The organism is Pseudomonas sp. R151218B TE3479 (assembly GCF_053629195.1).
Genome location: NZ_JBRJHV010000001.1, coordinates 36,067 through 59,937, shown reverse-complemented (window position 1 = coordinate 59,937; position 23,871 = coordinate 36,067). Strand labels below are relative to the sequence as shown.

General features: G+C 60.7%; 20 protein-coding genes, 4 tRNA genes and 1 pseudogene. 11 read left to right on the top strand and 14 right to left on the bottom strand.

Translation table 11 applies throughout. The annotated features are described in order from the left end of the window. The first annotated feature begins 88 nt into the window (after positions 1–88). The 7 genes and pseudogenes from clpB (at position 89) to AB7M32_RS00260 (ending at position 5,134) form a co-directional block, all read left to right on the top strand. Positions 89–2,653 carry an ATP-dependent chaperone ClpB gene (clpB, locus tag AB7M32_RS00290; RefSeq protein WP_053125348.1) on the top strand — a complete coding sequence of 855 codons (2,565 nt, stop codon included), beginning with the start codon at positions 89–91 and terminating at the stop codon, positions 2,651–2,653. A gap of 299 nt (positions 2,654–2,952) precedes the next feature. After that, positions 2,953–3,028: transfer RNA gene (locus AB7M32_RS00285), tRNA-Asn, on the top strand. Positions 3,029–3,035: 7 nt separating this feature from the next. Beyond that, positions 3,036–3,112 (top strand) — tRNA-Pro (locus AB7M32_RS00280). 5 nt (positions 3,113–3,117) lie between these two features. Then, positions 3,118–3,193: transfer RNA gene (locus AB7M32_RS00275), tRNA-Lys, on the top strand. A gap of 93 nt (positions 3,194–3,286) precedes the next feature. Continuing rightward, positions 3,287–3,363, top strand: a tRNA-Pro gene (locus AB7M32_RS00270). A 145-nt stretch (positions 3,364–3,508) separates the two neighbouring features. Beyond that, a pseudogene (locus AB7M32_RS00265) lies at positions 3,509–4,279 on the top strand (MCP four helix bundle domain-containing protein); the annotation flags it as partial. Further along, a complete protein-coding gene (locus tag AB7M32_RS00260; protein ID WP_454252082.1) occupies positions 4,271–5,134 on the top strand; it encodes a methyl-accepting chemotaxis protein in 864 nt (287 codons plus the stop codon). The pseudogene AB7M32_RS00265 and the gene AB7M32_RS00260, both read left to right, overlap by 9 nt. A 183-nt stretch (positions 5,135–5,317) precedes the next feature. Here AB7M32_RS00260 and AB7M32_RS00255 read toward each other — a convergent pair whose 3' ends face one another. The 4 genes from AB7M32_RS00255 to AB7M32_RS00240 are packed head-to-tail and all read right to left on the bottom strand — an operon-like array spanning position 5,318 to position 8,053. Further along, positions 5,318–6,616, bottom strand: a complete 1,299-nt coding sequence (locus AB7M32_RS00255; RefSeq protein WP_123344871.1) for an NAD(P)/FAD-dependent oxidoreductase — start codon at positions 6,614–6,616, stop codon at positions 5,318–5,320. 60 nt (positions 6,617–6,676) lie between these two features. Next, on the bottom strand, positions 6,677–6,850 hold the full coding sequence (locus AB7M32_RS00250) for a DUF3094 domain-containing protein (RefSeq protein ID WP_003185543.1): 174 nt from the start codon (positions 6,848–6,850) through the stop codon (positions 6,677–6,679). Between the two features lie 52 nt (positions 6,851–6,902). Next, positions 6,903–7,430, bottom strand: a complete 528-nt coding sequence (locus AB7M32_RS00245; protein ID WP_060740575.1) for an MOSC domain-containing protein — start codon at positions 7,428–7,430, stop codon at positions 6,903–6,905. Beyond that, entirely contained in the window at positions 7,427–8,053 is a 627-nt protein-coding gene (locus AB7M32_RS00240) for a DUF1780 domain-containing protein (RefSeq protein WP_025215531.1), read from the bottom strand. Before AB7M32_RS00240 ends, AB7M32_RS00245 begins: the two co-directional genes overlap by 4 nt. A gap of 132 nt (positions 8,054–8,185) precedes the next feature. Here AB7M32_RS00240 and AB7M32_RS00235 point away from each other — a divergent pair, with 132 nt between their 5' ends. Together AB7M32_RS00235 and AB7M32_RS00230 are read left to right on the top strand one after the other, a co-directional pair. Next, on the top strand, positions 8,186–8,872 hold the full coding sequence (locus AB7M32_RS00235) for an energy-coupling factor ABC transporter permease (protein ID WP_454248790.1): 687 nt from the start codon (positions 8,186–8,188) through the stop codon (positions 8,870–8,872). A 63-nt stretch (positions 8,873–8,935) separates the two neighbouring features. Further along, positions 8,936–9,151 (top strand): hypothetical protein, encoded by a 216-nt coding sequence (locus AB7M32_RS00230; protein ID WP_053125334.1) that lies wholly within the window; start codon positions 8,936–8,938, stop codon positions 9,149–9,151. On the opposite strand, the gene yacG is transcribed toward AB7M32_RS00230, so the two are convergent. Genes yacG through pilB form a run of 5 tightly spaced genes read right to left on the bottom strand, consistent with a single transcriptional unit; the run spans position 9,148 to position 13,765 of the window. Next, the gene (yacG, locus tag AB7M32_RS00225; protein WP_057450865.1) at positions 9,148–9,354 is read right to left on the bottom strand and encodes a DNA gyrase inhibitor YacG; all 207 of its coding nucleotides are present in this window, start codon (positions 9,352–9,354) and stop codon (positions 9,148–9,150) included. The genes AB7M32_RS00230 and yacG overlap by 4 nt on opposite strands. Continuing rightward, positions 9,351–9,974 carry a dephospho-CoA kinase gene (gene coaE, locus AB7M32_RS00220; protein ID WP_454248789.1) on the bottom strand — a complete coding sequence of 208 codons (624 nt, stop codon included), beginning with the start codon at positions 9,972–9,974 and terminating at the stop codon, positions 9,351–9,353. Before coaE ends, yacG begins: the two co-directional genes overlap by 4 nt. Beyond that, entirely contained in the window at positions 9,974–10,843 is an 870-nt protein-coding gene (locus AB7M32_RS00215; protein ID WP_454248788.1) for a prepilin peptidase, read from the bottom strand. The genes coaE and AB7M32_RS00215 overlap by 1 nt, the downstream gene beginning before the upstream one ends. Position 10,844: 1 nt before the next feature. Then, a complete protein-coding gene (locus AB7M32_RS00210; protein WP_072411769.1) occupies positions 10,845–12,062 on the bottom strand; it encodes a type II secretion system F family protein in 1,218 nt (405 codons plus the stop codon). Positions 12,063–12,064: 2 nt separating this feature from the next. Then, a complete protein-coding gene (gene pilB / locus AB7M32_RS00205; protein ID WP_454248787.1) occupies positions 12,065–13,765 on the bottom strand; it encodes a type IV-A pilus assembly ATPase PilB in 1,701 nt (566 codons plus the stop codon). Between the two features lie 223 nt (positions 13,766–13,988). Between pilB and AB7M32_RS00200 the strand changes: the two genes are divergently transcribed. Both AB7M32_RS00200 and AB7M32_RS00195 read left to right on the top strand, forming a co-directional pair. After that, positions 13,989–14,408, top strand: coding sequence for a pilin (locus AB7M32_RS00200; RefSeq protein ID WP_092333746.1), 420 nt, complete (start codon positions 13,989–13,991; stop codon positions 14,406–14,408). A 287-nt stretch (positions 14,409–14,695) separates the two neighbouring features. After that, entirely contained in the window at positions 14,696–15,049 is a 354-nt protein-coding gene (locus AB7M32_RS00195) for a BON domain-containing protein (protein ID WP_454248786.1), read from the top strand. A gap of 377 nt (positions 15,050–15,426) precedes the next feature. Here the strand turns inward: AB7M32_RS00195 and AB7M32_RS00190 are convergent, their stop codons facing one another. The 5 genes from AB7M32_RS00190 to pgi all read right to left on the bottom strand — a co-directional run bounded on the left by AB7M32_RS00190 (position 15,427) and on the right by pgi (position 23,754). Then, positions 15,427–15,723, bottom strand: a complete 297-nt coding sequence (locus tag AB7M32_RS00190) for a DUF2845 domain-containing protein (RefSeq protein WP_454248785.1) — start codon at positions 15,721–15,723, stop codon at positions 15,427–15,429. 1 nt (position 15,724) lies between these two features. Beyond that, positions 15,725–18,658 carry a DUF748 domain-containing protein gene (locus AB7M32_RS00185; protein WP_454248784.1) on the bottom strand — a complete coding sequence of 978 codons (2,934 nt, stop codon included), beginning with the start codon at positions 18,656–18,658 and terminating at the stop codon, positions 15,725–15,727. 119 nt (positions 18,659–18,777) lie between these two features. Then, positions 18,778–19,794, bottom strand: a complete 1,017-nt coding sequence (locus AB7M32_RS00180) for a class I SAM-dependent rRNA methyltransferase (RefSeq protein WP_454248783.1) — start codon at positions 19,792–19,794, stop codon at positions 18,778–18,780. A 158-nt stretch (positions 19,795–19,952) separates the two neighbouring features. Beyond that, entirely contained in the window at positions 19,953–21,890 is a 1,938-nt protein-coding gene (gene acs / locus AB7M32_RS00175; protein ID WP_454248782.1) for an acetate--CoA ligase, read from the bottom strand. A 199-nt stretch (positions 21,891–22,089) separates the two neighbouring features. Continuing rightward, positions 22,090–23,754, bottom strand: a complete 1,665-nt coding sequence (pgi, locus tag AB7M32_RS00170) for a glucose-6-phosphate isomerase (protein WP_060740585.1) — start codon at positions 23,752–23,754, stop codon at positions 22,090–22,092. Between the last annotated feature and the right edge of the window lie 117 nt (positions 23,755–23,871).

The window sequence follows — 23,871 nt, the reverse complement described above, 5'->3', positions numbered from 1 at the left end:
CAGAATCGACCACATCTATAAGGGTATCTGGCAGGTTTCTTCATTCAGGATGTGTTTAGGTCCGGCCTGCTCAAAAGGAAGGTGACCCATGCGTATTGATCGTTTAACCAGCAAATTACAATTGGCCCTGTCCGATGCCCAGTCCCTGGCCGTCGGCCTGGACCATCCCGGTATCGAACCGGCGCATTTGATGCAGGCCATGCTCGAACAGCAGGGCGGCTCCATCAAACCCCTGTTGATGCAGGTCGGCTTTGACGTCAACAGCCTGCGCAAAGAACTGGCCAAGGAGCTCGACCAGTTACCCAAGATCCAGAATCCGACCGGTGATGTGAACATGTCCCAGGATCTGGCGCGACTGCTCAACCAGGCCGACCGCCTGGCCCAGCAGAAGGGTGACCAGTTCATTTCCAGCGAATTGGTGCTGCTCGCCGCCATGGACGAGAACAGCAAGCTCGGCAAGTTGCTGCTCGGCCAGGGCGTGAGCAAGAAGGCCCTGGAAAATGCCATCAACAACCTGCGTGGCGGCGAAGCGGTCAACGACGCCAACCACGAGGAATCCCGGCAGGCGCTGGACAAATACACCGTCGACCTGACCAAGCGCGCCGAGGAAGGCAAGCTCGACCCGGTGATCGGTCGCGACGATGAAATCCGCCGCACAATCCAGGTGCTGCAGCGCCGCACCAAGAACAACCCGGTGCTGATCGGTGAGCCAGGCGTGGGTAAAACCGCCATCGCCGAGGGCCTGGCCCAGCGCATCATCAACGGCGAAGTGCCGGACGGCCTCAAGGGCAAGCGCCTGTTGTCCCTGGACATGGGGGCCTTGATCGCCGGTGCCAAGTACCGTGGCGAGTTCGAAGAACGGCTCAAGGCCTTGCTCAATGAACTGTCCAAGCAGGAAGGGCAGATTATCCTGTTCATCGACGAACTGCACACCATGGTCGGTGCGGGCAAGGGCGAGGGCTCGATGGACGCCGGCAACATGCTCAAGCCTGCATTGGCCCGGGGCGAGTTGCACTGCGTCGGCGCGACCACGCTCAACGAGTACCGCCAATATATAGAGAAGGATGCGGCGTTGGAGCGGCGCTTCCAGAAAGTGCTGGTGGAGGAGCCGAGCGAAGAAGACACCATCGCCATCCTGCGCGGCCTTAAAGAACGCTACGAAGTTCACCACAAGGTGGCGATCACCGATGGTGCGATCATCGCCGCGGCCAAGCTCAGCCACCGCTACATCACCGACCGTCAATTGCCGGACAAGGCCATCGACCTGATCGACGAGGCGGCCAGCCGCATCCGCATGGAAATCGACTCCAAGCCCGAAGTGCTGGATCGGTTGGAGCGGCGCCTGATCCAGCTCAAGGTCGAATCCCAGGCACTGAAGAAAGAAAGCGACGAAGCGGCGAAGAAACGTCTGGAAAGGTTGCAGGAAGAAATCGTTCGTCATGAGCGTGAGTATTCCGACCTCGAGGAAATCTGGAACTCGGAGAAAGCCGAAGTCCAGGGCTCGGCGCAGATCCAGCAAAAGATCGAACAGTCCCGCCAGGAACTGGAAGCGGCTCGCCGCAAAGGCGACCTCAACCGCATGGCCGAGCTGCAGTACGGGGTGATTCCGGACCTGGAGCGCAGCCTGCAAATGGTCGATCAGCACGGCAAGAGCGAAAACCAGTTGCTGCGCAGCAAGGTCACCGAGGAAGAAATCGCCGAAGTGGTGTCCAAGTGGACCGGCATTCCGGTCTCGAAAATGCTCGAGGGCGAGCGCGACAAGCTGCTGAAGATGGAAAGCCTGCTACACCAGCGCGTGATTGGCCAGGAAGAAGCGGTAGTGGCGGTCTCCAACGCTGTGCGCCGGTCCCGCGCCGGGTTGTCGGACCCTAATCGTCCGAGCGGTTCGTTCATGTTCCTCGGCCCGACCGGCGTCGGTAAAACCGAGCTGTGCAAGGCGCTGGCCGAGTTCCTCTTCGACACGGAAGAGGCCATGGTGCGCATCGACATGTCCGAGTTCATGGAGAAACATTCCGTGGCACGGCTGATCGGTGCTCCACCGGGTTATGTCGGCTATGAAGAGGGCGGTTACCTGACCGAGGCTGTGCGTCGCAAGCCGTACTCGGTGATCCTGCTCGATGAGGTCGAGAAGGCGCACCCGGATGTGTTCAATATCCTGCTGCAAGTGCTGGAGGATGGGCGCCTGACCGACAGCCACGGGCGCACGGTGGACTTCCGCAACACGGTGATCGTGATGACCTCCAACCTGGGCTCGACACAGATCCAGGAGTTGGTGGGCGACCGTGAGGCGCAGCGCGCGGCGGTGATGGACGCGATCTCTACCCACTTCCGCCCGGAATTCATCAACCGGGTCGACGAAGTGGTGATCTTCGAGCCGCTGGCCCGGGATCAGATTGCCGGCATTACCGAGATCCAGTTGGGTCGTCTGCGCAGCCGCCTCACCGAGCGCGAGCTGAAGCTGCAGTTGAGCGACGAGGCGTTGGACAAGTTGATTGCGGTGGGTTACGACCCGGTCTATGGCGCGCGGCCGCTCAAACGAGCGATCCAGCGCTGGATCGAAAACCCGCTGGCGCAGCTGATTCTGTCCGGGCGCTTCATGCCGGGCGAAACCGTGACTGGTACGGTGGAGAACGACGAAATCGTCTTCAACTGAAGGTCGGCTCTGCCGACGCTGGAAATGGCCTTGCCTTGCAAGGCCATTTTTTTCATCAGGCCGTTGAACTCAAAGGAAAAGGCTTGTAAAGTGCGCCCCGCAGTACGTCACCCCAAGGGCGACTTCTCACTGAGAAGGAATCCAAAATAAGTTGCAAATCATTGTCTTGAAAGCAATTTAAGGGGTTGACAGAGGTTTTGAAGATTGTAGAATAGCGCGCCTCAGACACACGAACGCAGCGATGCGTAAGGGTAGAAGAGGTTGAAGCTAGCTTCAATGTTGTAGCTTGAAATATCAGTTCCGTGATAGCTCAGTCGGTAGAGCAAATGACTGTTAATCATTGGGTCCCAGGTTCGAGTCCTGGTCACGGAGCCATTTCAATCGGGGTATAGCGCAGTCCGGTAGCGCGCCTGCTTTGGGAGCAGGATGTCAGGAGTTCGAATCCCCTTACCCCGACCATATTTGGGTCGTTAGCTCAGTTGGTAGAGCAGTTGGCTTTTAACCAATTGGTCGTAGGTTCGAATCCCACACGACCCACCATTTTTGAAACCAGTTCGCTGGAATCGAATCTTAAGATCAGAGGCCAAAAGCGCTGATCGAGAAGGCGACTTGCGAAGGTCGCCTTTTTTTTACCGGGGTATAGCGCAGTCCGGTAGCGCGCCTGCTTTGGGAGCAGGATGTCAGGAGTTCGAATCCCCTTACCCCGACCATATTGAAAATCCTCGTATCGAAAGATACGGGGATTTTTTTTGCCTGCAATAAAGTGGACTGACTTAAGTCATCGTACGACCTGCCGATAACCCAGCGACAGGGGCGTGGCCCCACCTCAGGCCAACAATAAAAAAGGCAGCCTTTATGGTTCTTCGTCAGTTGAATATCGCCCCGCGTGCCGCGTTGGGTTTTGCCTTGATCGCCGTGCTGGTGGCGTTGCTCGGGGTGTTTGCGTTGGGGCAGATGTCGAGCATCCGTGACAGTGAAGTCGCCGTGGAAACCCAATGGCTGCCCAGCATCCGCGGTGGTGATGAAATTCGCGAGTGGATGTTGCGTATCCGCACGATTTCCCTGCGCATGGCCCTGGACCAGGACCCGAAGAATATCCCGGTGTACCGCGGACAAATGGATACCCGCGACAAAGAACTGAGCGAAAAAATCGCGGCTTACGAAAAGCTCGTCGTCACGCCTGAAGGCAAGGCGCTCTATGACCAGTTCAAGCAAACCTTCGCCGCTTACCGCACGGGCATCGCCCAATCCTTCACCCTGGCAGAGCAGGGCCGTCGGGACGAGTTGATCAAGCTGCTGCTGGTGGACATGAAGACCGTGGTGGATGGATCCGGCAAGCAGCTCAACGATTTGGCGGAGTTGTTCTCCAAGCAAGTGTCCATCGAGAGCCAGAAATCTCAGGAGCACTACGCCAATTCCCGGATGATCGTCAGCCTGTTCGTGGTACTCGCGGCCCTGGCCACGGTCGTGCTGGCCATGCTGCTCACCCGCAGTATCGTCAAACCCTTGGGCGAGGCGCTGAATGCCGCTGAGAACGTGGCCCGAGGCGACCTGACCCGACCGATCGAGACCCATGGCAACGACGAAGTGAGCCGCTTGCTCAAGGCGCTGGCGACTATGCAGCAGAACCTGCGGGAGACCCTGCAGGGCATCAGCGGCTCGGCTGCACAGCTGGCCACCGCCGCTGATGAGCTGAATGCCGTCACGCTCGACAGCACCCACAGCCTGCAACAACAGAATAACGAAATTGAACAAGCGGCCACGGCGGTCAATGAAATGACCACGGCCGTGGAAGAGGTCGCACGCAATGCGGTTTCCACCTCCGATGCCACGCGTCAGTCCAGTGAATCGGCGTCCCTGGGGCAGCAGCGGGTCAGCGACACGGTTGATGCCATCGGTGCCCTTGCCAGCGATGTGCAGGTGACGGGTGGCCTGGTGCAATCGTTGGCCAACCAATCGCAGGATATCGGCAAGGTGCTGGACGTGATCCGCGCTATCGCCGAGCAGACCAACCTGCTGGCCCTGAACGCGGCCATCGAGGCGGCCCGGGCCGGCGAAAGCGGACGTGGGTTTGCGGTGGTGGCGGACGAAGTCCGGGCGCTGGCTTATCGCACGCAGCAATCGACCCAGGAAATCGAACAAATGGTCCAGGGCATGCGCAGCGGTGCCACCCAGGCACTCGATTCCATGCAGGCCAGTTCCTCTCGCGCCGCCAGCACCCTGGCCATGGCGGAGCGGGCGGGGGAGGCGCTGCAGACCATCACGGCCTCGGTCAATGAAATCCACGAACGCAACCTGGTCATTGCCAGCGCCGCCGAAGAACAGGCGCAAGTGGCCCGCGAGGTGGATCGCAACCTGGTGAACATTCGTGATTTGTCAGTGCGCTCGGCTTCCGGCGCGGGCCAGACCAGTGCCTCCAGCCATGAGTTGTCGCAACTGGCCAATTCGCTGCGCACGATGGTGCAACGGTTTCAGGTTTGATTGATGGATAGCTCGGACAGAGATCCTGCCCGAGCTTAAGTATTGATTGTGCCGCCGTCATCGCGAGCAAGCTCGCTCCCACAGTTGATCGCGGTCATCCTGTGGGAGCGAGCTTGCTCGCGATTGCGGTAGATCACTCAGTGTCAATGTTGCTGATACACCGCAGTCGTCAGCGGTTCATCCTCAGTGCAACTTCAGCCGTGGCTCGGTCCCGCGTCCGATCTTGCTGCCCAGCATCAGCATGGCCGTGCGGAACAGGCCGTACAGCGCCATCTGGTGCATGCGGTACAGCGAGACGTAGAACATCCGCGCCAGCCAGCCTTCGAGCATTACGCTGCCGGTCAGATTGCCCATCAGGTTGCCCACCGCCGAGAACCGCGACAGCGAAATCAACGAGCCGTAGTCGGTGTACTTGTATTCGGGCAGGGCCTTGCCTTCGATTCGCAGCTTCAGGGATTTGGCCAGCAACGAGGCCTGCTGATGCGCGGCCTGGGCACGGGGCGGAACATTGCGATCGCTGCCGGGTTGCGGGCAGGCGGCGCAATCGCCGAAGGCGAAGATATTCTCGTCGCGGGTGGTCTGTAGCGTCGGCAGCACTTGCAGCTGGTTGATCCGGTTGGTCTCCAGTCCGTCGATGTCCTTGAGGAAGTCCGGGGCGCGAATCCCGGCGGCCCAGACTTTCAGGCTCGCGTCGATCACCTGGCCGTCCGCGGTAATCAGGCTGTCGGCGGTCACCTGGCTGACGGAAGCGTTGGTCATGACGTTGACCCCGAGTTTCTCCAGAGTCTTGTGCACCGGTCCGCCGATACGCTCCGGCAGCGCTGGCAAGACCCGTGGACCCGCCTCGATCAGGGTGATGTGCATGTTCTCCGGTTTGATCCGGTCCAGGCCATAGGCGTGCAGTTCGTGAGCGGCATTGTGCAGCTCTGCCGCCAGTTCGACACCGGTCGCACCGGCGCCGACGATGGCGACGCTGATGCGTTCGACAATATCGGTCTGTCCGGCGTGGGCACGCAGATAGTGGTGGAGCAATTGCTGATGGAAGCGCTCGGCCTGCTTGCGGGTGTCGAGGAACAGGCAGTGCTGCGCCGCACCTTCGGTACCGAAGTCATTGGTGGTGCTGCCGACGGCAATCACCAGGCTGTCGTAACCCAATTCCCGAGCCGGCAACAGCTCGACGCCCGCTTCGTCATAGGTGGCGGCCAGCTGGATTCTCTTGCGCTCCCGGTCCAGGCCGCTCATGCGCCCAAGCTGGAACTCGAAATGGTTCCATTTTGCCTGGGCGACGTAGTTGAGTTCATCTTCGGAAGAGTTCAGGGAACCGGCAGCCACTTCATGCAGCAGGGGTTTCCAGATGTGGGTCAGGTTCGCGTCGACCAGCATCACACTGGCCGTGCCACGCTTGCCCAGCGTCTTACCCAGACGGGTAGCCAACTCCAGGCCGCCGGCGCCGCCGCCAACGATGACAATACGATGAGTCATGGGGATATCTCGCAAGGCTAAAGGAATTCGGTGCCGTTACCCGAGCGAGCGCCAAGCGGCTCATAGCGTCAGGTAACTGATCAGTCGGCTCAACAGGCCCAGGCCGATGGTCACGGCCAGTACCACCACCAGGAGCATCCACGGCCGGAAAGGCCGGCGCTCGACTCGGTGCTGGGACAGTTGCAGGTACTCTTCGACATGCTTCTGGTCATCTGGGTTCAGGCGGCTGGTCATAAAGGCCTCGTCAGGTAGACGTTGCGGAAGGTGAAGACGTTACAGCGTCCGGCTAGCCGGCATTGAACGCTGCGTAGCCGCTCGCCGGCACAGGTTCGACGCTCAGGCTGTCGTCCAGGCGAATGATTCCACTTTTTAACACCCGGGCGGTGATTCCGCCATGGCCGCGTACGGCCTGGAACGTACCTTCGCCGAGGTTTCGCTCCAATCGGGCACAGGGCTGGCACCAGCCGGTGGTTTCAAAGATGGCTTGGCCGATGCGAAAGCGCCGGCCCTTGAGGCTGAACAGATTGATGCCGCTGACCACAATATTGCGTCGCAACTCCTGTGGCAGCACCGGCTGGTCCTCGGGGCGGCCCATCAGCGAACCGATCACGGCCAGGTGCTCCCATTGGATCAGCGTCACTTGTCGTGCATTGCGCACACCGGGACGGGCATGATCGCCGGTCAGTCCGGCTTCCAGGCGGGCCTCCACGGCGTCCAGCTCGATCATCGGCGCGTGACCTTGGGGGCGCACGCCAATCCAGCGTACGCGACCCTGCTGCGGCACGGCGGCGATCAGTTCCTGCAATGGGCTCACAGGCTGATCCCGACATCGAACACGATGCTGCGCCCCAGATTGCCTCGCAAAAAGTCCGGCGCGTCGGGATGGGCGAACAGCACCCGGGCAAACGTCGGCCCCACCAGCGACAGCGAGCGCCAGCCCTGGCGCAGGTATTCGGTCGGCGGTGGGAAGTGACTGTTGAGGTCCAACACTTCGCGCTTGAGGCTGGCGAAGGCGATGATGTCCAGGTCGCCCAGGTCCATGCCGCGTTCGGTGTAGTTGTGGGCTTTCTTGCGCAGGGTCGGGGCCAGGCGCATCAGGAATTCATTGGCCGGGATCCGCCGGGGCTTGGCCTCGCGACGCACCAGTTGGCTCAGGGAAAAGGCGCTGCGGCGACGTTGCAGTTCATCGCGCCATTCGTCATTGAGGCGGCGACCCTCGTCGAGCACGAAAAACACCTCGAAATTGGCATCCCGAAACAACACGTCCGGCGGCTCTCCGGCGGGGGCGAATTCGTCGGCGCGGTAGGGCACGTTCAGCCCTTGTAGCAGACGCTGGCAGACCCAACGCTCACGCTCCCATTTGCGGGCATTGGAGAGAAAGGCGTTGGCTTGCTCGGCCGCGATGGTCAGCAGGCGTAAATAATCGGAATCATCCATGAGCCCAAGCTTAGCGTTCAATTGCGACAAGCTGAAAGCGTTGCGTGGATTAATGGGCGTTATGGGGGAGGTGTAGACTGCTGGTTTGAAGTAATCCCTGTTTGAGACAAGGGCAAGTGAAAGGAGTAGTCCATGATCGGTGCTGAACTGCTATCACCGCACACCCTGGCGGTCGGTTGGCTGGTTTATGTGCCGGTGTTGGCTTGGGCCGTGGCGCGGGCACCGTGGGTCGAGTTGTTCACGGATAGCCGTCGCCAGCATCTGCTGTTCGGCACGGTGCTGGCGTTGTTCGTGCTGTGGCTGGTGCGACGGGATTTCGACACGGGTGTCTCGTATCATTTCATCGGCATGACCGCCGTGACGTTGCTGCTGGACTGGCCGCTGGCAATCCTGGGTGGTTTCTGTGCCCAGCTCGCGCTGGTGCTGCTGGGGCGTCAGGACATGGAGGCTGTCGGGGTCAACGGTGTGCTGCTGATTCTGCTGCCGGTAATGATCACCGAATGTTGCGCGATCCTGGTGGAACGCGCACAGCCGCGCAATCTGTTCGTGTACATCTTCTGTTCGGGGTTTCTCGCCGCTGCGTTTTCGGCGTTGGCGTGCCTGCTTTTGGGGCTTGGCCTGCTGTGGTACGACGGTATATTCGCCATGCCTTACTGGCTGGAGGATTTCATCGGTTACCTCTGGCTGATCATTTTTCCCGAAGCTTTCATCAACGGCATGGTGATCAGTGCGTTGGTGGTGTTCAGCCCTGAATGGCTGGAAACCTTCAACCGCACGCGCTACCTGTCGGCACCGTGGAACGATGATGACAAGCCTTGATTCACGTCAAGGCTGCCCCACCGCACGCGCTGCATGCTCTGGAAAACTTCCAGGAGTACAACCATGAGTGTTTATGAGTGGGCCAGACAAGAGATCAGGCGTAGCCACGATGCCGCAATGGAGATCGGTTTCGACCCGGGCTTGAGCCTGCGTGCCTTGCTCAGCGCGATCGTGCAGCAGAGCAAGACAGTGCGCAGCGCTGAAGACCTGGCCGACGAGTTGAGTTTCCTGGCGGAAAACCTCGACGACGAACAGGACTACGGTTTCATGCGGCCTTAGTGATGCGAGCGAGGCTCGAAATCTTCGCTGAACAGCTCATCCTCGGCGTCGGGGCTGACCGGGATCTTGTGTTCTTCCGACGCCCAGGCGCCGAGGTCGATCAGTTTGCAGCGATCAGAACAGAACGGCCGGAATGTGCTCTGCGGGCTCCATTCCACAGGGGCGCCACAGGTTGGGCAATCAACGGTTGGGGTTTGGCTCATGAGTGGCCTCCACGCAAAGTAAGGTAAAAGTGATGCAGGCGCTCGACCTCGCTGTGCAACCAGGCGAGGTCGCGATCATTGACCACCACGTCGTCGGCATGGCTCAGGCGATCCTGGCGGCTGGACTGGGCCTTGAGAATCGCCTGGACCTGCTGTTCGCTGGTCTGGTCGCGCTGCAACGTTCGTTCGATCTGCAGTTGTTCCGGCGCATCGATCACCAGGATCCGCTGGGTCATGGCGTACTGCCCTGACTCGATCAGCAGCGGCGACACGAGGATCGCGTAGGACGATTGTGCCTGAGCCAGGTGATGGGCGATTTCCTCGGCGATCAGCGGATGCAGCAGTGCTTCGAGCCAGCGGCGTTCATCGGCATGCTCGAAAATCAGCTTGCGCAGCGCCGCACGGTCCAGGGCACCGTCGGCCTGCAATACGCCAGGGCCGAAGTGCTCGGCGATTTTCGCCAGCGCCGGGCGCCCGGGTTTGACCACCCAGCGTGCCGCATGATCGGCGTCGATGACGTGCACACCCAGATCGATGAAATGCTGGGCCGCCGCGCTCTTGCCGCTGCCGATGCCACCGGTCAGGCCGAGAATCCAGGGTTTTTCCAGAGGGGTATTCATTAGAAACCGACAGACTGCCAATAGAAGTCGGTTATTTGACCACCCCAGAGCAAGGCAATCCAGCCGGCAATGGCCAGATAAGGTCCGAAGGGGATCTGCGTCGACCCGGGCGCATCACGCAAGCGCAGCACAATGACCCCGATAACGGCGCCCACCAGCGACGACAACAGCAGCGTCAGCGGCAGGACCTGCCAGCCCCCCCAGGCGCCCAGCATCGCCAGCAGCTTGAAATCCCCGTAGCCCATGCCTTCCTTGCCGGTGATCAGCTTGAACACCCAGAACACCGACCACAGCGCCAGGTAGCCGGCCACCGCGCCCCACATCGCCTGGTCCAGGGAAACGAACAGCCCGAAGCTGTTGACGATCAAGCCCAGCCACAACAACGGCAACACCAGGGTATCGGGCAGCAGTTGATGCTCGGCATCGATCAGGCTCATGCCCAGCAGGCCCCAGGTCAACACCATCACCATCGCGGCGTGCCAGCCAAAGCCGAAATGCCAGGCGACGAACGCCGACAATGCGCCGCAGGCCACTTCGGTCAGGGGGTAACGCCTGCCAATGGGCGCGGCGCAGCTCGAACAGCGGCCCCGCAGCATCAGGTAGCTCAACAGCGGAATGTTCTCCCAGGCGCGGATGCGATGGCCGCAGTGCGGGCATTGGGAATGGGGCAGCATGAGGTTGTAGACCGGGCCCGGGGTCTCGGCCGGCAGGCCCAGCAGATCGTGGGCTTGCAGGCGCCATTCGCGGTTGAGCATCTTCGGCAGGCGCCACACCAGCACGTTGAGGAAGCTGCCGATGATCAGGCCGAGCAATGCCGCCACAAGCACGAAAGCCACGGGGTACAGCACGAAAAATTCGCTCAGGGGCATGTCAGATCGCAGAGCCGAGTTGAAAGATGGGCAGGTACATGGCAACCACCAGGCCACCCACGACGACCCCCAGGACCACCATGATGAAGGGTTCCATCAGGCTGGTGAGGTTGTCCACCAGATTGTCCACTTCGGCCTCATAAAAACTCGCCACTTTGTCGAGCATGTCGTCCAGCGCGCCGGATTCCTCGCCGATGGCGGTCATCTGGATGGCCAGGTTCGGGAAGATCCCTGACGCGCGCATGGAAAAATTCAACTGCATGCCGGTGGAAACGTCCTGGCGGATGCGCTGCACGGCGCGCTTGAATACCACGTTGCCGGTGGCACCCGATACTGAATCCAGGGCTTCGACCAGCGGCACGCCGGCGGCGAATGTCGTCGAGAGCGTGCGGGCGTAGCGGGCCACAGCGGACTTGTACATCAAGGAGCCTATCAGCGGTAGTTTGAGTAGCCATTTATCGCGCCAGTCACGAAAGCGCTCGGAACGCCTGAGGGCGTATTTCACGCCAAAAAATGTCCCCACAAACCCGCCAAGCACCACCCACCACCACTCCTGCAAGAATTCCGACAGGCCGATGACCATCACCGTGAAGGCCGGTAGCTGTGCGCCGAACCCAGAAAAGACCGATTCGAATTGCGGTACTACCTTGACCAGCAGGATGCCAGTGACGACCGCCGCGACGAGTATCACCGCCGTCGGGTAGGTCATGGCTTTCTTGATCTTGGCCTTGAGCGCTTCGCTCTTTTCCTTGTAGGTCGCGACCCGATCCAGCAGTGTGTCCAGGGCACCGGCCTGTTCGCCGGCATCCACCAGGTTGCAGTACAAATCGTCGAAATACTGCGGGCATTTGCGCAGCGAGGCGGCGAAGCTGTTACCGGCGGCGACTTCCTGCTTCACCTGGTCCACCAGCTTGCGCATGTTGGCGTTGTCGAAGCCTTCGCCGATGATGTCGAACGCCTGCAACAGCGGCACGCCAGCCTTGAGCATCGTCGCCATCTGGCGGGTGAAGAGGGCGATATCCAGCGGCTTGATGCGCTTGCCCTTGCTGAATATCGAGGTGGATTTCTTGCGCACCTTCTCCGGGTTGATACCTTGTTTGCGCAGCTGTGCCTTGACCAGGGCCGGGCTCTGTCCCGTCAGCTCGCCGGTCATTTTCGCGCCTTTACGGTCTTTGCCTTCCCACGTATAGACGTCGGTTTTTACTGCCTTGACCGCCATGCTCAATCCTTGGTGACCCGGTTGATTTCCTCGAGGCTGGTGACGCCCTGCATCACTTTGAGCAGCCCCGATGTGCGCAGGTCATTGAAGCCGTCCTTGCGCATTTGCAGATCGATTTCCAGCGAGTTGCCCTCGGCCATGATCAACCGTTGCAGCTCGGGCGTGTTCTTGACCACTTCGTAAACCCCCACGCGCCCTTTGTAACCGTGATTGCACTGTTGGCAACCGACCGGCTCATAGATCGTGAATGTGCCGATGCGTTCCCCGGGGAAACCTTCCTTGAGCAGGGTTTCCTCGGGAATCTCGATGGCTTTCTTGCAGTGGGTGCAGAGCTTGCGCGCCAGCCGCTGGGCGATGATCAGGTGCACGGCGGTGGCGATGTTGAACCCCGGAATGCCCATGTTCTGCAAGCGGATCAGGGTCTCGGCGGCGCTGTTGGTGTGCAATGTGGAGAGCACCAGGTGACCGGTCTGGGCAGCCTTGATGGCGATTTCGGCGGTTTCCAGGTCGCGGATCTCGCCGACCATGATCACGTCCGGGTCCTGGCGCAGGAACGAGCGCAGGGCCTGGGCGAAGTCCAACCCCTGGCGCGGGTTCACGTTGACCTGATTGATGCCTTCCATGTTGATCTCCACCGGGTCTTCGGCGGTGGAAATATTGATGTCCACGGTGTTGAGGATATTCAGCCCGGTGTACAGCGACACGGTCTTGCCCGAGCCGGTCGGGCCGGTGACCAGGATCAGCCCTTGCGGTTGCTTGAGGGCGGCCATGTACAGGTCTTTCTGATCCGGCTCGTAGCCCAGGGCATCGATGCCCATCTGCGCACTGGAGGGGTCGAGGATCCGGATCACCACTTTTTCGCCCCAGAGCGTCGGCAGGGTGTTGACCCGGAAGTCGATGGACTTGGTTTTCGACAGGCGCATTTTCAGCCGGCCGTCCTGGGGTTTGCGCCGTTCGGAAATATCGAGGCTGGCCATGACTTTCAGGCGGGCGGCGATACGGGTCGCCAGTTGGATCGGCGGCCGGGCCACTTCCCGCAGCATGCCGTCGGTGCGCACCCGCACCCGGTAGATTTTTTCGTAAGGCTCGAAGTGCAGGTCGGAAGAGCCGCCCTTGATCGCGTCCAGCAGCATCTTGTTGACGAAACGCACCACGGGCGCGTCGTCGGTGTCCTGGCCGCTGATGGAGTCCTGCTTGGAATCGTCGATCGATTCGATGTCCAGACCGTCCAGGTCGACATCGCCCATGCCTTCCAGGCCCGTGCTACTGGATTCGAAAAACTTTTCGATGGCGTCGCTGAGCTTGTCGTCCTCCACCAGGATGGCTTCGGTGGTCAGGCCGGTACTGAATTGAATGTCATTGATGGCTTGGTGATTGGTGGGGTCGGAGATGCCTACGAACAACTTGTTGCCGCGCCGCCACAGCGGCAGGACGTGATGTTGGCGCACCAGTTTTTCGCTGACCAGGCCCGTGGGCTGGGTGTCCTTGTCCAGGCTGTTGAGGTCCAGCAGGGCGACGCCGAAATGCTCCGAGGCGATCTCCGCGACCTGGCGGCTCTGGACCAGTTTGTTCTGCACCAGGTAGCTGACCAGGGGGATACGACTGCGCTGGGCCTGTTGATACGCCTGTTGCGCGCTTTGCTCGGTGAGCAGTTCAGCCAGTACCAATTGCTTGGTCAGGCCGCTGAGGGCGATGTCATTCATGGGGATTCCGGCGGCGGACAGTTCATGACTTATAGCCTAGTCAAGCATCGACGCCAAACCAGCGAGCCTGCGTGACAAAAAACGTCAGATAGTGCGGTTGTTGAGGTAGGACGTCGCCGTTGTGCGAGTTCAACCCCTTTATTGATGGCGCTTCAGGGTTGGCATGTGCCCTGCAGTGGCCATTTCAGGTCATGAGATTTCGACTCATGCATGGGAGATGTCTATGAATAAGCAAAAGGGCTTTACGCTGATCGAGCTGCTGATCGTCGTGGCGATCATTGGCATTCTGGCGACCTTTGCGTTGCCGCAATATTCCAGGTACCAAGCGCGAGCCAAGGCCACGGCCGGGTTGGCCGAAATCACTGCCTTCAAGGTGCCGTACGAGGACAATATGAATCGAGGGGTTGACCCTACGATCGCCAACATGGGCATCACCTCACCTACCAGTAACTGCACAATCACCATTACAGGCACGGCGGCGGCCGGAGCCGGCACGATTGCATGTGCTCTCCTGAATTCGCCAGCTCTCGTCCAGGGGAGGACGATTACACTCTCGCGTTCGGCTGCAGGTGTCTGGACCTGTGCTTCTACTGCTGCCCAGGAGTTCTTGCCGACTGGCTGTACCGGTGCTGCGAATCCATAACCCATCCCGGTTGACTCGGCCCCGCTTAAACACCGGGGCTTTTTTTATGCGCGTTGGAAATGTTCGGCAATTCAGGTGCTTAGCAGCTGAGCGAAACCCGCAACTTGCATGTAGAAAGTCACGGGGTCATGCATTTTGCATGATTTCAAAAATTACCGCTTCGCTTAATCTATTGATTTATAAGCGGTTTATAAATGTTTCAAAACTGGCACAGCCTTCGCACTACTCCTGTTAACCCTGCCGGGATGCACCTCCGGCAGTTTCTGAGAAAAACAGGAGTTACTCGTATGAAGAAGTTCGCTATCACTGCCGCCGCTGCTACCGCACTGACCCTGACCATGGCTAGCGCATTCGCCGAGACCACTCAAGCAACTCAGGCTCCTATGATGCTGGCCGCAGGCGAGGTGACAGAGGCCAAGGAAGCCACCTCCGATACCTGGATCACCACCAAAGTCAAAGCTGACCTGGTCACCGAAAAAGGCATTCCAGGCACCGACATCAAAGTCGAAACCAACAAAGGCGTTGTGTCCCTGTCGTCCACTGTTGCCGTGACTGACGCTCAGAAAAACACCGCTGTGGCAATCGCCAAGAAAATCAAAGGCGTCAAGGCTGTATCGGCTGACGGCCTGAAAGCCGAGTAAGGCTAAGACTTCTCGCCTGGACTGGGAGAGGGCGCGGCAAGCGGGCTGAGTCATACGCTTGCCGTTGCTTTGGAGTTCATGCGAAGGCCACAGGGACGTGGCCATTACAGGCCCCCGGCATTCGTGCCGGGGGCCTGTTCTATTCTGGGGAGAAAAAATGTGCGGTCCGGCCGGGGAAACCGAGTTGGCCTTATCGCGAGCAAGCTCGCTCCCACAGGGATCGAGCTCCTTCAGAAAAAGTGATCAAGTCTGTTCCCACAGGGATCGAGTTCTTTCTGAAGAGAGTGATCAAGCCTGTTCCCACAGGGGTGCGAGTTCTGCCAGAAGGAATGCGGTCAAATGTGGGAGCGAGCTTGCTCGCGATGGCGGCGGCACATTCACTGCCCTCGCTTGCTGGTGATCTGCACCAGCCGATTCCCCTCGAAACGCAGGTACTGATACATGCCGCTGTTGGGCCCGTAGGTCCATTCTTCCACCGGGTATTCTTCCCGGCGATTGGCACTGCGTTTATAGCCCAGGTCATCCCGCGCCACAGGCTGCCCGCACTTTTGCAGCACTTCGCTGGAGCGGTCACCGACGCTGATCAACTGGCTGCCACAGCGCAGCGTATCGGCCGCCGACGCTTGGCCGGCGGCGAGCAATAGACCCAGGCTGAGCCCGTACACACACTTCATGTCATTCAGCATCCAGGTGCAGAGGAGTGATTACGCGACCGTCGCTTTCGGCCTGGCCGAGGCTGGCGTCGATGAAATACACGCGGTCGTCGGCCAATTGGCCTCTGTCCACCAGGAAGTCCTTGATACTGCTGGCCCGTTCCTGCCCCAGTTGACGCAATAGCACGTCGCTGCCGCTCCAGAACTTGATCACGCTTTCGCGTAGTTTCTCAATGCGCGTCTTTTTATCCAGTTGCGTCCATTCGGCAGGCGGCTGAGTCTTGAGGCGCGTGCGGTAGATGCCTTCGAGCAGTGGTGCCTTTTCATCCTCGGGCACCTGTATCAGCGACGCCTGGGCCGGTACTTTGTCGCCCCGACGTTGCAGCATCTTGTAGTAGTTGTACTGGTATTCGCGTTCCAGGCGCTGGGCGGCGAGCAATGGACCGTCGCTGCTTTCGGCGGCGGTGCCTTCGATCTCCAGGCGCAGCTCCGGCCGTTTGCCCAGGGCTTCGGAGAGTTTGAGCAGCGTGCTTTCGTTGTCCTTGCTCAGGTCGCTGGAGCCCGGCGCAAACGCCACGCTGCCCAGGTCTTCCGAGCCGCCCCCGGCCACCAGCCCGCCGATGAGCTTGAAGGGCGCCTGGGCCGCGCGGACCACCAGGTTACGCAGGGTCTGCCAGACGATCGGCATGACACTGAACTGCGGGTCGTTGAGGTTGCCGCTGACCGGCAGTTCGATGGAAATCTTGCCTTCGGAGTCCTTGAGCAACGCGATGGCCAGCTTCAGCGGCAGGCTCACGGCGTCCGGGCTGTCGACTTTTTCCCCCAACTGCAATTGTTCGACCACCACCTTGTTCTCCGCTTGGAGCTGGCCCTTGGTGATTCGGTAATGCAGGTCGAGATTGAGCCGGCCCTTGCGGATGCGATAGCCGGCGAACTTGCCGGAGTAGGGCGTCAGGGTCGTCAGCTCGACCCGTTTGAAACTGGTGGCGATGTCGAGGCTGGCCATCGGATCGAAGGGGTTGACCGCGCCCTTGATGGTAACCGGCGCGTAACGGTCGACCTTGCCCTTGACGTCTACGCTGGCCGGTTGGGCCTGGCGGCTGTCGATGGTGCCGATTTCGCCGTTGAGCTGCTGCACAGCCGTGGCGAAATTGGGCGTCAGGCTGAAGTCGGCGAAGTTGGCCGAACCGTCGTTGATGGCGATACCGCCGATGTGGATGCCCAGCGGTTTTTCCTGGGCCTTCGGTTTTGCCGCGGTGCTCTTTGTACCGCCGTCGGCCGGTTGCGGGATCAGCAGGTCATCGACGTTGGTGGTGCGGTCGTCGTTGATCATGAAGCGCGCGTAAGGCTGGAACAGGTTGACCTTGTCGATGGACAGGCTGTTGCCGTGCTGATAGTTCAGGCCCTCAAGGGTCAGTTTCTGCCATTTCAGGAAATCACGGGTCTTGAGGGTGTCGAGGGTGTGCAACTGATCGACCTGGGCACGGCCGGTGACGGCGAATGCCAGTGGCTCGGTGCTCTTGAGGTCGACCGCCAGGTCACTGCCGAGCATCCCGGAGCGCAGCTCCAGGCGAATGAACGGGTTGATGTAGGACTGGGCGACGCGCAGGTCGATGTCCTGGGTCTTGACCTTGAGCCTGGCGCTGATCGGGTTCAGGTTGACCTCGCCGTCGGCCAGGATCTTGCCCTGTTTGCCCAGCCCGGTGTCCAGCTTGAGGGTAAAGGGCGAGCCGTTGAGGGTGTCGTAGTTCTGCAGGTCGAGGTTCAGCGGGCCGACCTCCAGGGCCACGGCCGGCTGTGCCTGGCGGTCGGCCAGGTGCACCTGGTAGTTGCGCAGTTGCACGTCCTTCAACAGCACTTGCCACGGTTTGCTGGGCGGTGCCGGTTCAGGTTTTGGCGAGTCGGCCGCCGCCGGGGCGGATGCCGGTTCCGCCTTGACCTGCGGTTTTGCTGGCTGGCTGGCGAAGAGCTTCTGCCAGTCCAGTTGCCCGTCCGCCTCGCGAGCGGCCCAGGTTTCCAGCTTCTGGCTGCGGATCTTGCCAACCACCACTTGCTGCTTGGCCAGGTCCACCGTGGTTTCGCTCACGTCCAGGCGTTCGAGTTTCACCAGTGGGCGGCCATCGGGGGCCTTGATGGCCAAGGGCGCGACGCTGACCGCGACGTTGTTGAGCAGCAGTTCGGTGCCCTTGGCCAGGTTGAGCTTGTAGTCGGTGCTGAGGTTCAGGACACCGTTCTCCAGCACTAGCGGTACGGCGTCGCGCACATAGGGCCACCAGGCTTTCATCTGGCCGCCAGTGACTTTGAGCGTGCCTTGGGAGGCAATCGGTGTGAGGCTGAAATTACCGGTCCAGTCGATCTGTCCGCCTTCGGGGCCGGCGGCCACCAAGGTCATGTCGGCATTGTCGTCAGGCAGGGTGCTGAGATTCTTCAGCTCGAAATCGAGGGTGTCGTAGAGAAACTCGATAGGCTCGCTAGGACGCAGGTCCTGGAAATGCACGTAGCCGCCGGCCAACTTGATTCGATCGACCCGCAGGGGAAACGGCTTGGCCTCGGGATCGGCGGGCGTCGGTTCGCTGGCCGGCAGCTTGAACAGGCCCAGCAGGTTCAACTGACCGTCCTTGGCGAACACCACTTCGGTCTTGGGCTTGTCCATCTCGATGTCGACCAGGTGCAGGGCGCCGGACCACAAACTGTCGAGTTGCAAATTGGCGTACAGCCGTTCGAAGCCGACCTGCTCCTTGCCTGGCTCGCCGATATTCAGGCCCCAGAGGGTGACTTCAAGGCTGAACGGATTGAGTTCCATACGCTGGATCTGCGCCGGCACTGTCGCATGGGCGGCCAATTGCTGGTTGGCGATACGCAAGGCGATGCCTGGCAAAATCAGAAAACCCAACAGGCTGTAGAGGGCCAGTGCGGTCAACAGGGCGCCGAAAGCGCGAATCAATCCTTTGGGCATGTGCGGCTTCATCTAGTGTGAATTCGGAGTGCCTTGGAGTATGGCATGCGTTTACGGTTCCGAAGCCACTGTGATTTAAGAGATTTGTCCGTTTTTTGCGTGAGAATTATGAGCCTGGCTTAGAGCTGGAGGACCAGGGTCTTGAGTGGCGGTTGCTGGTCCAGGGAGGGGAAATCGCTGCCGGGCGTCAGTACGCTCCACTCGCGCACCGGGCGACCGGCTTTTTCCGCGCAACGCAACACCTGATCGCGCCAGTCGTCCATGGACACTTTTGCCAGGTTGTTGCAGCAGATCAGCACGCCATTGTCGGCGGTGGTGAGCAATGCCGGCTTCAGGAGGCTTTGGTAGTCGCGCAACAGGTCGACGGTGCCGAACGCACTTTTGGCCCAGGCCGGTGGATCGAGCAGCACCAGGTCGTACTGGCGTTGTTCCAGGCGCACGTAGCCGGGCAGTTTTTGCCCGCGACGCTGGCTGATGGGCAGGCCGGCCAGTTGACGAATCGCTGGGAAGTAATCCGACTGCACGAACGCCATCGGCGGCAAATCGGGGTTGAGCAGGCCGTTTTCACGCCCCACCGCCAGGTTGCCTTCGGCGAAGTCCAGGTTGCACACCTCCCGCGCGCCACCGGCCGCTGCGCTCAGGCCGACACCGCAGGTGTAGGCGAACAGGTTCAACACGCTTTTGCCGCGGCTGTGGGCCTTGACCCAGCCCCGGGCGTTGCGCAGGTCGAGAAACAGCAGTGGATCCTGCCCTGCATGGCGGCCGCGAACGCGATAATTCAAGCCCCATTCATGCCCGACCAAGTCTTGCAGGGCGGCTTCGTCAGCCTGGTAGACCGTGTCCTGGCGGTCGACGCGCGAATTGCCCCGGGCGCGGTCGTTGTAGACCAACAGGGTTTCCAGGCCCAGCCGTTCGTTGACGATGCCGTGCAGTTGCAGCAGGTCGTCCCGTTCCAGCGACTGGTGAAAGCTTTGCACCAGCAGTTGCGGGCCGTAGCGGTCGACAGTCAGGCCGGGGGCGCCTTCCTGGCTGCCGTGGAACAGGCGATAGCAGTCGGTGCCTTGCTGGTGCAGTTGGCCGAGCAGTTCCTGACGCTGGTCGAGGGCGGCGCGCAGCGCCTGATTCAAGGAAGACATGCCGGGCGCGCCTTAGAGAAATGAGGCGCGGGAGTTTAGCAGTTATGGCTGGCGTGGTCCCTGTGGGAGCGAGCTTGCTCGCGATGGTGGTCTTGCAGTCAACGTCAATGCAGACTGACAGGGCCCCATCGCGAGCAAGCTCGCTCCCACAGGAAACATCAGCGGTTCAGGCGCTTGTCGATCAGCCCCTCCACCACGCTCGGATCGGCCAGGGTCGAGGTGTCGCCGAGGCTGTCGAGTTCGTTGCAGGCGATCTTGCGCAGGATGCGCCGCATGATCTTGCCCGAACGGGTCTTGGGCAGCGCTGGCGCCCATTGGATCAGTTCCGGCTTGGCGAAGCTGCCGATTTCCTTGCTGACGTGGGCCAGCAATTCCTTCTTCAGATCGTCATTGGCCTCCACACCGTTCATCGGTGTGACAAAGGCATAGATGCCCTGGCCCTTGAGGTCATGGGGATAGCCGACAACGGCCGCTTCGGCGATGTTGTCGTGCAGCACCAGGGCGCTTTCCACCTCGGCGGTGCCGATGCGATGCCCGGAGACGTTGATCACGTCGTCGATGCGCCCGGTGATCCAGTAATCGCCATCTTCGTCGCGGCGCGCGCCATCGCCGGTGAAGTAATAGCCGGGGTAGGGCTTGAAGTACGTGTCCACCATGCGTTGGTGGTCGCCATAGACACTGCGAATTTGCCCTGGCCAGCTGGATTTGATCGCCAGTACACCGCTGCCGGCGCCGCTGATTTCCTTGCCCACCTCATCCAGCAGGACCGGCTGCACACCGAACATCGGTCGGGTGGCGCAGCCCGGTTTGAGCCGTGGGGCGCTGACCAACGGGCTGAGCATGATGCCGCCGGTTTCGGTCTGCCACCAGGTATCGACAATCGGGCAGCGCTGTTCGCCTACCACGTTGAAATACCATTCCCACGCCTCCGGGTTGATCGGCTCACCAACGCTGCCGAGCAATCGCAGGCTTTTGCGGGACGTTTCCTGCAACGGTCCGGTCCCTTCGCGCATCAACGCGCGCAGGGCGGTCGGTGCGGTGTAGAAGATGTTGACCTGATGCTTGTCGATCACCTGCCAGAAGCGCGAACTGCTGGGGTGGCTCGGCACGCCCTCGAAGATCAGCGTGGTGGCGCCGTTGGCCAGCGGGCCGTAGACGATGTAGCTATGGCCGGTGACCCAACCGACATCGGCGGTACACCAGAACACTTCGTTGTCGCGGTAGTCCAGCACGTACTTGAACGTCATCGCCGCTTGCAGCAGGTAACCGCCCGTGGTGTGCAGCACGCCCTTGGGTTTGCCGGTGCTGCCGGAGGTGTAGAGGATGAACAGCGGGTCTTCGGCGTCCATCGGTTCGGGTGGACAGTCGTCGCTCATGTCGTGCATGGCTTGGTGATACCAGAGGTCACGACCTTCGACCCAGCCCACCTCGCCCTGGGTGCGCTCGACCACCAGCACGGTGCTGACGTTCGGGCAGCTTTCCAGGGCCTTGTCGACGTTGCGCTTGAGCGGTACGAAGCGCCCGCCACGCACGCCCTCGTCAGCCGTGATCACGGTGCGGCAATCGGCATCGAGAATCCGGTCGCGCAGGGAGTCCGGCGAGAAACCGCCGAACACCACCGAATGCACCGCGCCGATGCGGGTACAGGCGAGCATGGCGTAGGCGGCCTCGGGAATCATCGGCATGTAGATGCAGACCCGGTCGCCTTTCTTCACGCCGCGGCTTTTCAGCACGTTGGCCAGGCGGCACACATGGTTGTGCAGTTTCTTGTAGGTGATTTGCGCCGATTCGGCGGGGTTGTCGCCTTCCCAGATGATCGCGACCTGTTCGCCACGAGTGTCCAGGTGACGGTCGATGCAATTGGCGCTGACGTTCAGCTTGCCGCCGGCGAACCAGGTCGCGTCGCCGTTCTTGAGGTCATAGCGCTGGACGGTCTGCCAGGGCGTCATCCAGTCGAGAAAGCGTGTGGCTTGCTCGGCCCAGAAGGCGCTGGGGTGTTCGATGGATTCTTTGTAGAGCCGCTTGTACTCGTCCTGACTCAGTTGCGCAGCCCGGCGGACGGCATCGGCGTGGGGGTACTGGCTGATATCGAACATGACGGTTCCTTATTCTTGTTTTGCGACAAGTCATAAAGATGCGCCGAGTAGCGGGAGGGTTCAAGTCATGCACAAACAACTGTGGGAGCGAGCTTGCTCGCGATGGCGGTGTGTCAGTCAACATGAGTGTCAACTGATCCACCGCTATCGCGAGCAAGCTCGCTCCCACAAAGGTCAGTACTTGGAGTGCGACCTACGATCAGCCGCGGTGACGCCCGCGGAAGTAGTTGATCAAGCCTTGGGTCGAGGCATCTTCGGCCGGGTTTTCTTCGCTGCCCACCAGTCGGTTGTAGACGCCCTTGCCCAGTTCCTTGCCCAGTTCCACGCCCCATTGGTCGAAGGCGTTGATGCCCCAGACCACGCTTTGCACGAACACTTTGTGTTCATACAACGCCACCAGTGCGCCGAGGCGCCGTGGGCTGATGCGTTCGACCACCAGGGTGTTGCTCGGACGGTTGCCCGGAATCACCTTGTGGGAGGCCAGTTTCTGCACCTCTTCTTCGCTGGCGCCCTTGTCCCGAAGCTCGGCTTCGGCCTCGGCGCGGGTCTTGCCGAGCATCAACGCCTGGCTCTGGGACAGGCAGTTGGCGTACAGCCACTGATGATGGTCGGAAACAGGGTTGAAGCTGACGATCGGCACGATGAAGTCGGCCGGGATCAACTGGGTGCCCTGGTGCAGCAACTGGTGATAGGCGTGCTGGCCGTTGCAGCCGACGCCGCCCCAGATCACCGGGCCCGTGTCGGTCGACACCGGGGTCCCGTCCTGGCGCACGCTCTTGCCGTTGGATTCCATGTCCAATTGCTGCAAATGCTTGGTGATGTTACGCAGGTAATGGTCGTACGGCAGGATGGCATGGCTCTGCGCACCCCAGAAATTGCCGTACCACACGCCCAGCAGCGCCAGCAGCACCGGCATGTTCTGTTCGAACGGGGCGCTCTGGAAATGCTGGTCCATGGAATAGGCGCCGGAGAGCAATTCCTTGAAGTTCGACATGCCGATGGCCAGGGCGATCGGCAGGCCGATGGCCGACCACAGCGAGTAACGCCCGCCGACCCAGTCCCACATCGGGAAGATGTTCTCTTCACGGATGCCGAAGGCCACGGCGGCGGCATTGTTGCTCGACACGGCGATGAAGTGGCGATACAGCTCGGCTTCGGAACCACCCTGGGCCAGGTACCAGGCGCGGGCGGCCTGGGCGTTCTTCAGGGTTTCGAGGGTGTTGAAGGATTTCGACGAGACGATGAACAGCGTGGTCTCGGCGCGCAGCTTCATGGTCAGTTCGTGGAACTCGCTGCCGTCGATGTTCGCCAGGTAGTGGCAGCGAACGCCTTTTTGCGCGTAGGACAACAGCGCTTCGGAGACCAGTTCCGGGCCGAGGAAAGACCCACCGATGCCGATATTCACCACGTCGGTGATCGGCTTCTCGGTGTAGCCGCGCCACAGGCCGTCGTGAATGCGGCCGACCAGGTCAGTGATCTGGTTCAGCACCTTATGCACGTCCGGCATCACGTTGACGCCGTTGACCAGCAATTTGTCGCCCACCGGCCGACGCAGGGCGGTGTGCAGGGCCGGGCGGTTTTCCGAGGCGTTGACGATTTCGCCCTCGAACAGCGACTTGATCGCCCCCTTGAGGTCGACTTCGTTGGCCAGGCCCACCAACAGGTCGCGGGTCTGGGCGTTGATCAGGTTTTTCGAGTAGTCGAGAAACAGGCCGCAGCTCGACAGGGTGAATTGAGTGAAACGCTGCGGATCGGCATTGAACGCTTCGCGCATGCTGAAATCCTGCATGGCTTTGCGGTGGTCATTCAGCGCTTGCCAGGCTGGCAGAGCGGTCACGTCATGAGGGGTTCGGTAATACGCCATCGCTGCGGGTTTCCTTTTTACTTGAACGACCTTTTGTACACTAAAAATTCCGGCGCGGCTCGAGGTGGGCATCCGGACACTGCATCGACATGATCGCCAGACGCAGGGCGACTACAG

Bases quoted from the DNA above. Each gene is read 5' to 3' on its own strand.
- clpB (WP_053125348.1), top strand. From the start codon at position 89: ATGCGTATTGATCGTTTAACCAGCAAATTACAATTGGCCCTGTCCGAT.
- AB7M32_RS00260 (WP_454252082.1), top strand. From the start codon at position 4,271: ATGCAGCAGAACCTGCGGGAGACCCTGCAGGGCATCAGCGGCTCGGCT.
- AB7M32_RS00255 (WP_123344871.1), bottom strand. From the start codon at position 6,616: ATGACTCATCGTATTGTCATCGTTGGCGGCGGCGCCGGCGGCCTGGAG.
- AB7M32_RS00250 (WP_003185543.1), bottom strand. From the start codon at position 6,850: ATGACCAGCCGCCTGAACCCAGATGACCAGAAGCATGTCGAAGAGTAC.
- AB7M32_RS00240 (WP_025215531.1), bottom strand. From the start codon at position 8,053: ATGGATGATTCCGATTATTTACGCCTGCTGACCATCGCGGCCGAGCAA.
- AB7M32_RS00235 (WP_454248790.1), top strand. From the start codon at position 8,186: ATGATCGGTGCTGAACTGCTATCACCGCACACCCTGGCGGTCGGTTGG.
- AB7M32_RS00230 (WP_053125334.1), top strand. From the start codon at position 8,936: ATGAGTGTTTATGAGTGGGCCAGACAAGAGATCAGGCGTAGCCACGAT.
- yacG (WP_057450865.1), bottom strand. From the start codon at position 9,354: ATGAGCCAAACCCCAACCGTTGATTGCCCAACCTGTGGCGCCCCTGTG.
- coaE (WP_454248789.1), bottom strand. From the start codon at position 9,974: ATGAATACCCCTCTGGAAAAACCCTGGATTCTCGGCCTGACCGGTGGC.
- AB7M32_RS00215 (WP_454248788.1), bottom strand. From the start codon at position 10,843: ATGCCCCTGAGCGAATTTTTCGTGCTGTACCCCGTGGCTTTCGTGCTT.
- AB7M32_RS00210 (WP_072411769.1), bottom strand. From the start codon at position 12,062: ATGGCGGTCAAGGCAGTAAAAACCGACGTCTATACGTGGGAAGGCAAA.
- pilB (WP_454248787.1), bottom strand. From the start codon at position 13,765: ATGAATGACATCGCCCTCAGCGGCCTGACCAAGCAATTGGTACTGGCT.
- AB7M32_RS00200 (WP_092333746.1), top strand. From the start codon at position 13,989: ATGAATAAGCAAAAGGGCTTTACGCTGATCGAGCTGCTGATCGTCGTG.
- AB7M32_RS00195 (WP_454248786.1), top strand. From the start codon at position 14,696: ATGAAGAAGTTCGCTATCACTGCCGCCGCTGCTACCGCACTGACCCTG.
- AB7M32_RS00190 (WP_454248785.1), bottom strand. From the start codon at position 15,723: ATGAAGTGTGTGTACGGGCTCAGCCTGGGTCTATTGCTCGCCGCCGGC.
- AB7M32_RS00185 (WP_454248784.1), bottom strand. From the start codon at position 18,658: ATGCCCAAAGGATTGATTCGCGCTTTCGGCGCCCTGTTGACCGCACTG.
- AB7M32_RS00180 (WP_454248783.1), bottom strand. From the start codon at position 19,794: ATGTCTTCCTTGAATCAGGCGCTGCGCGCCGCCCTCGACCAGCGTCAG.
- acs (WP_454248782.1), bottom strand. From the start codon at position 21,890: ATGTTCGATATCAGCCAGTACCCCCACGCCGATGCCGTCCGCCGGGCT.
- pgi (WP_060740585.1), bottom strand. From the start codon at position 23,754: ATGGCGTATTACCGAACCCCTCATGACGTGACCGCTCTGCCAGCCTGG.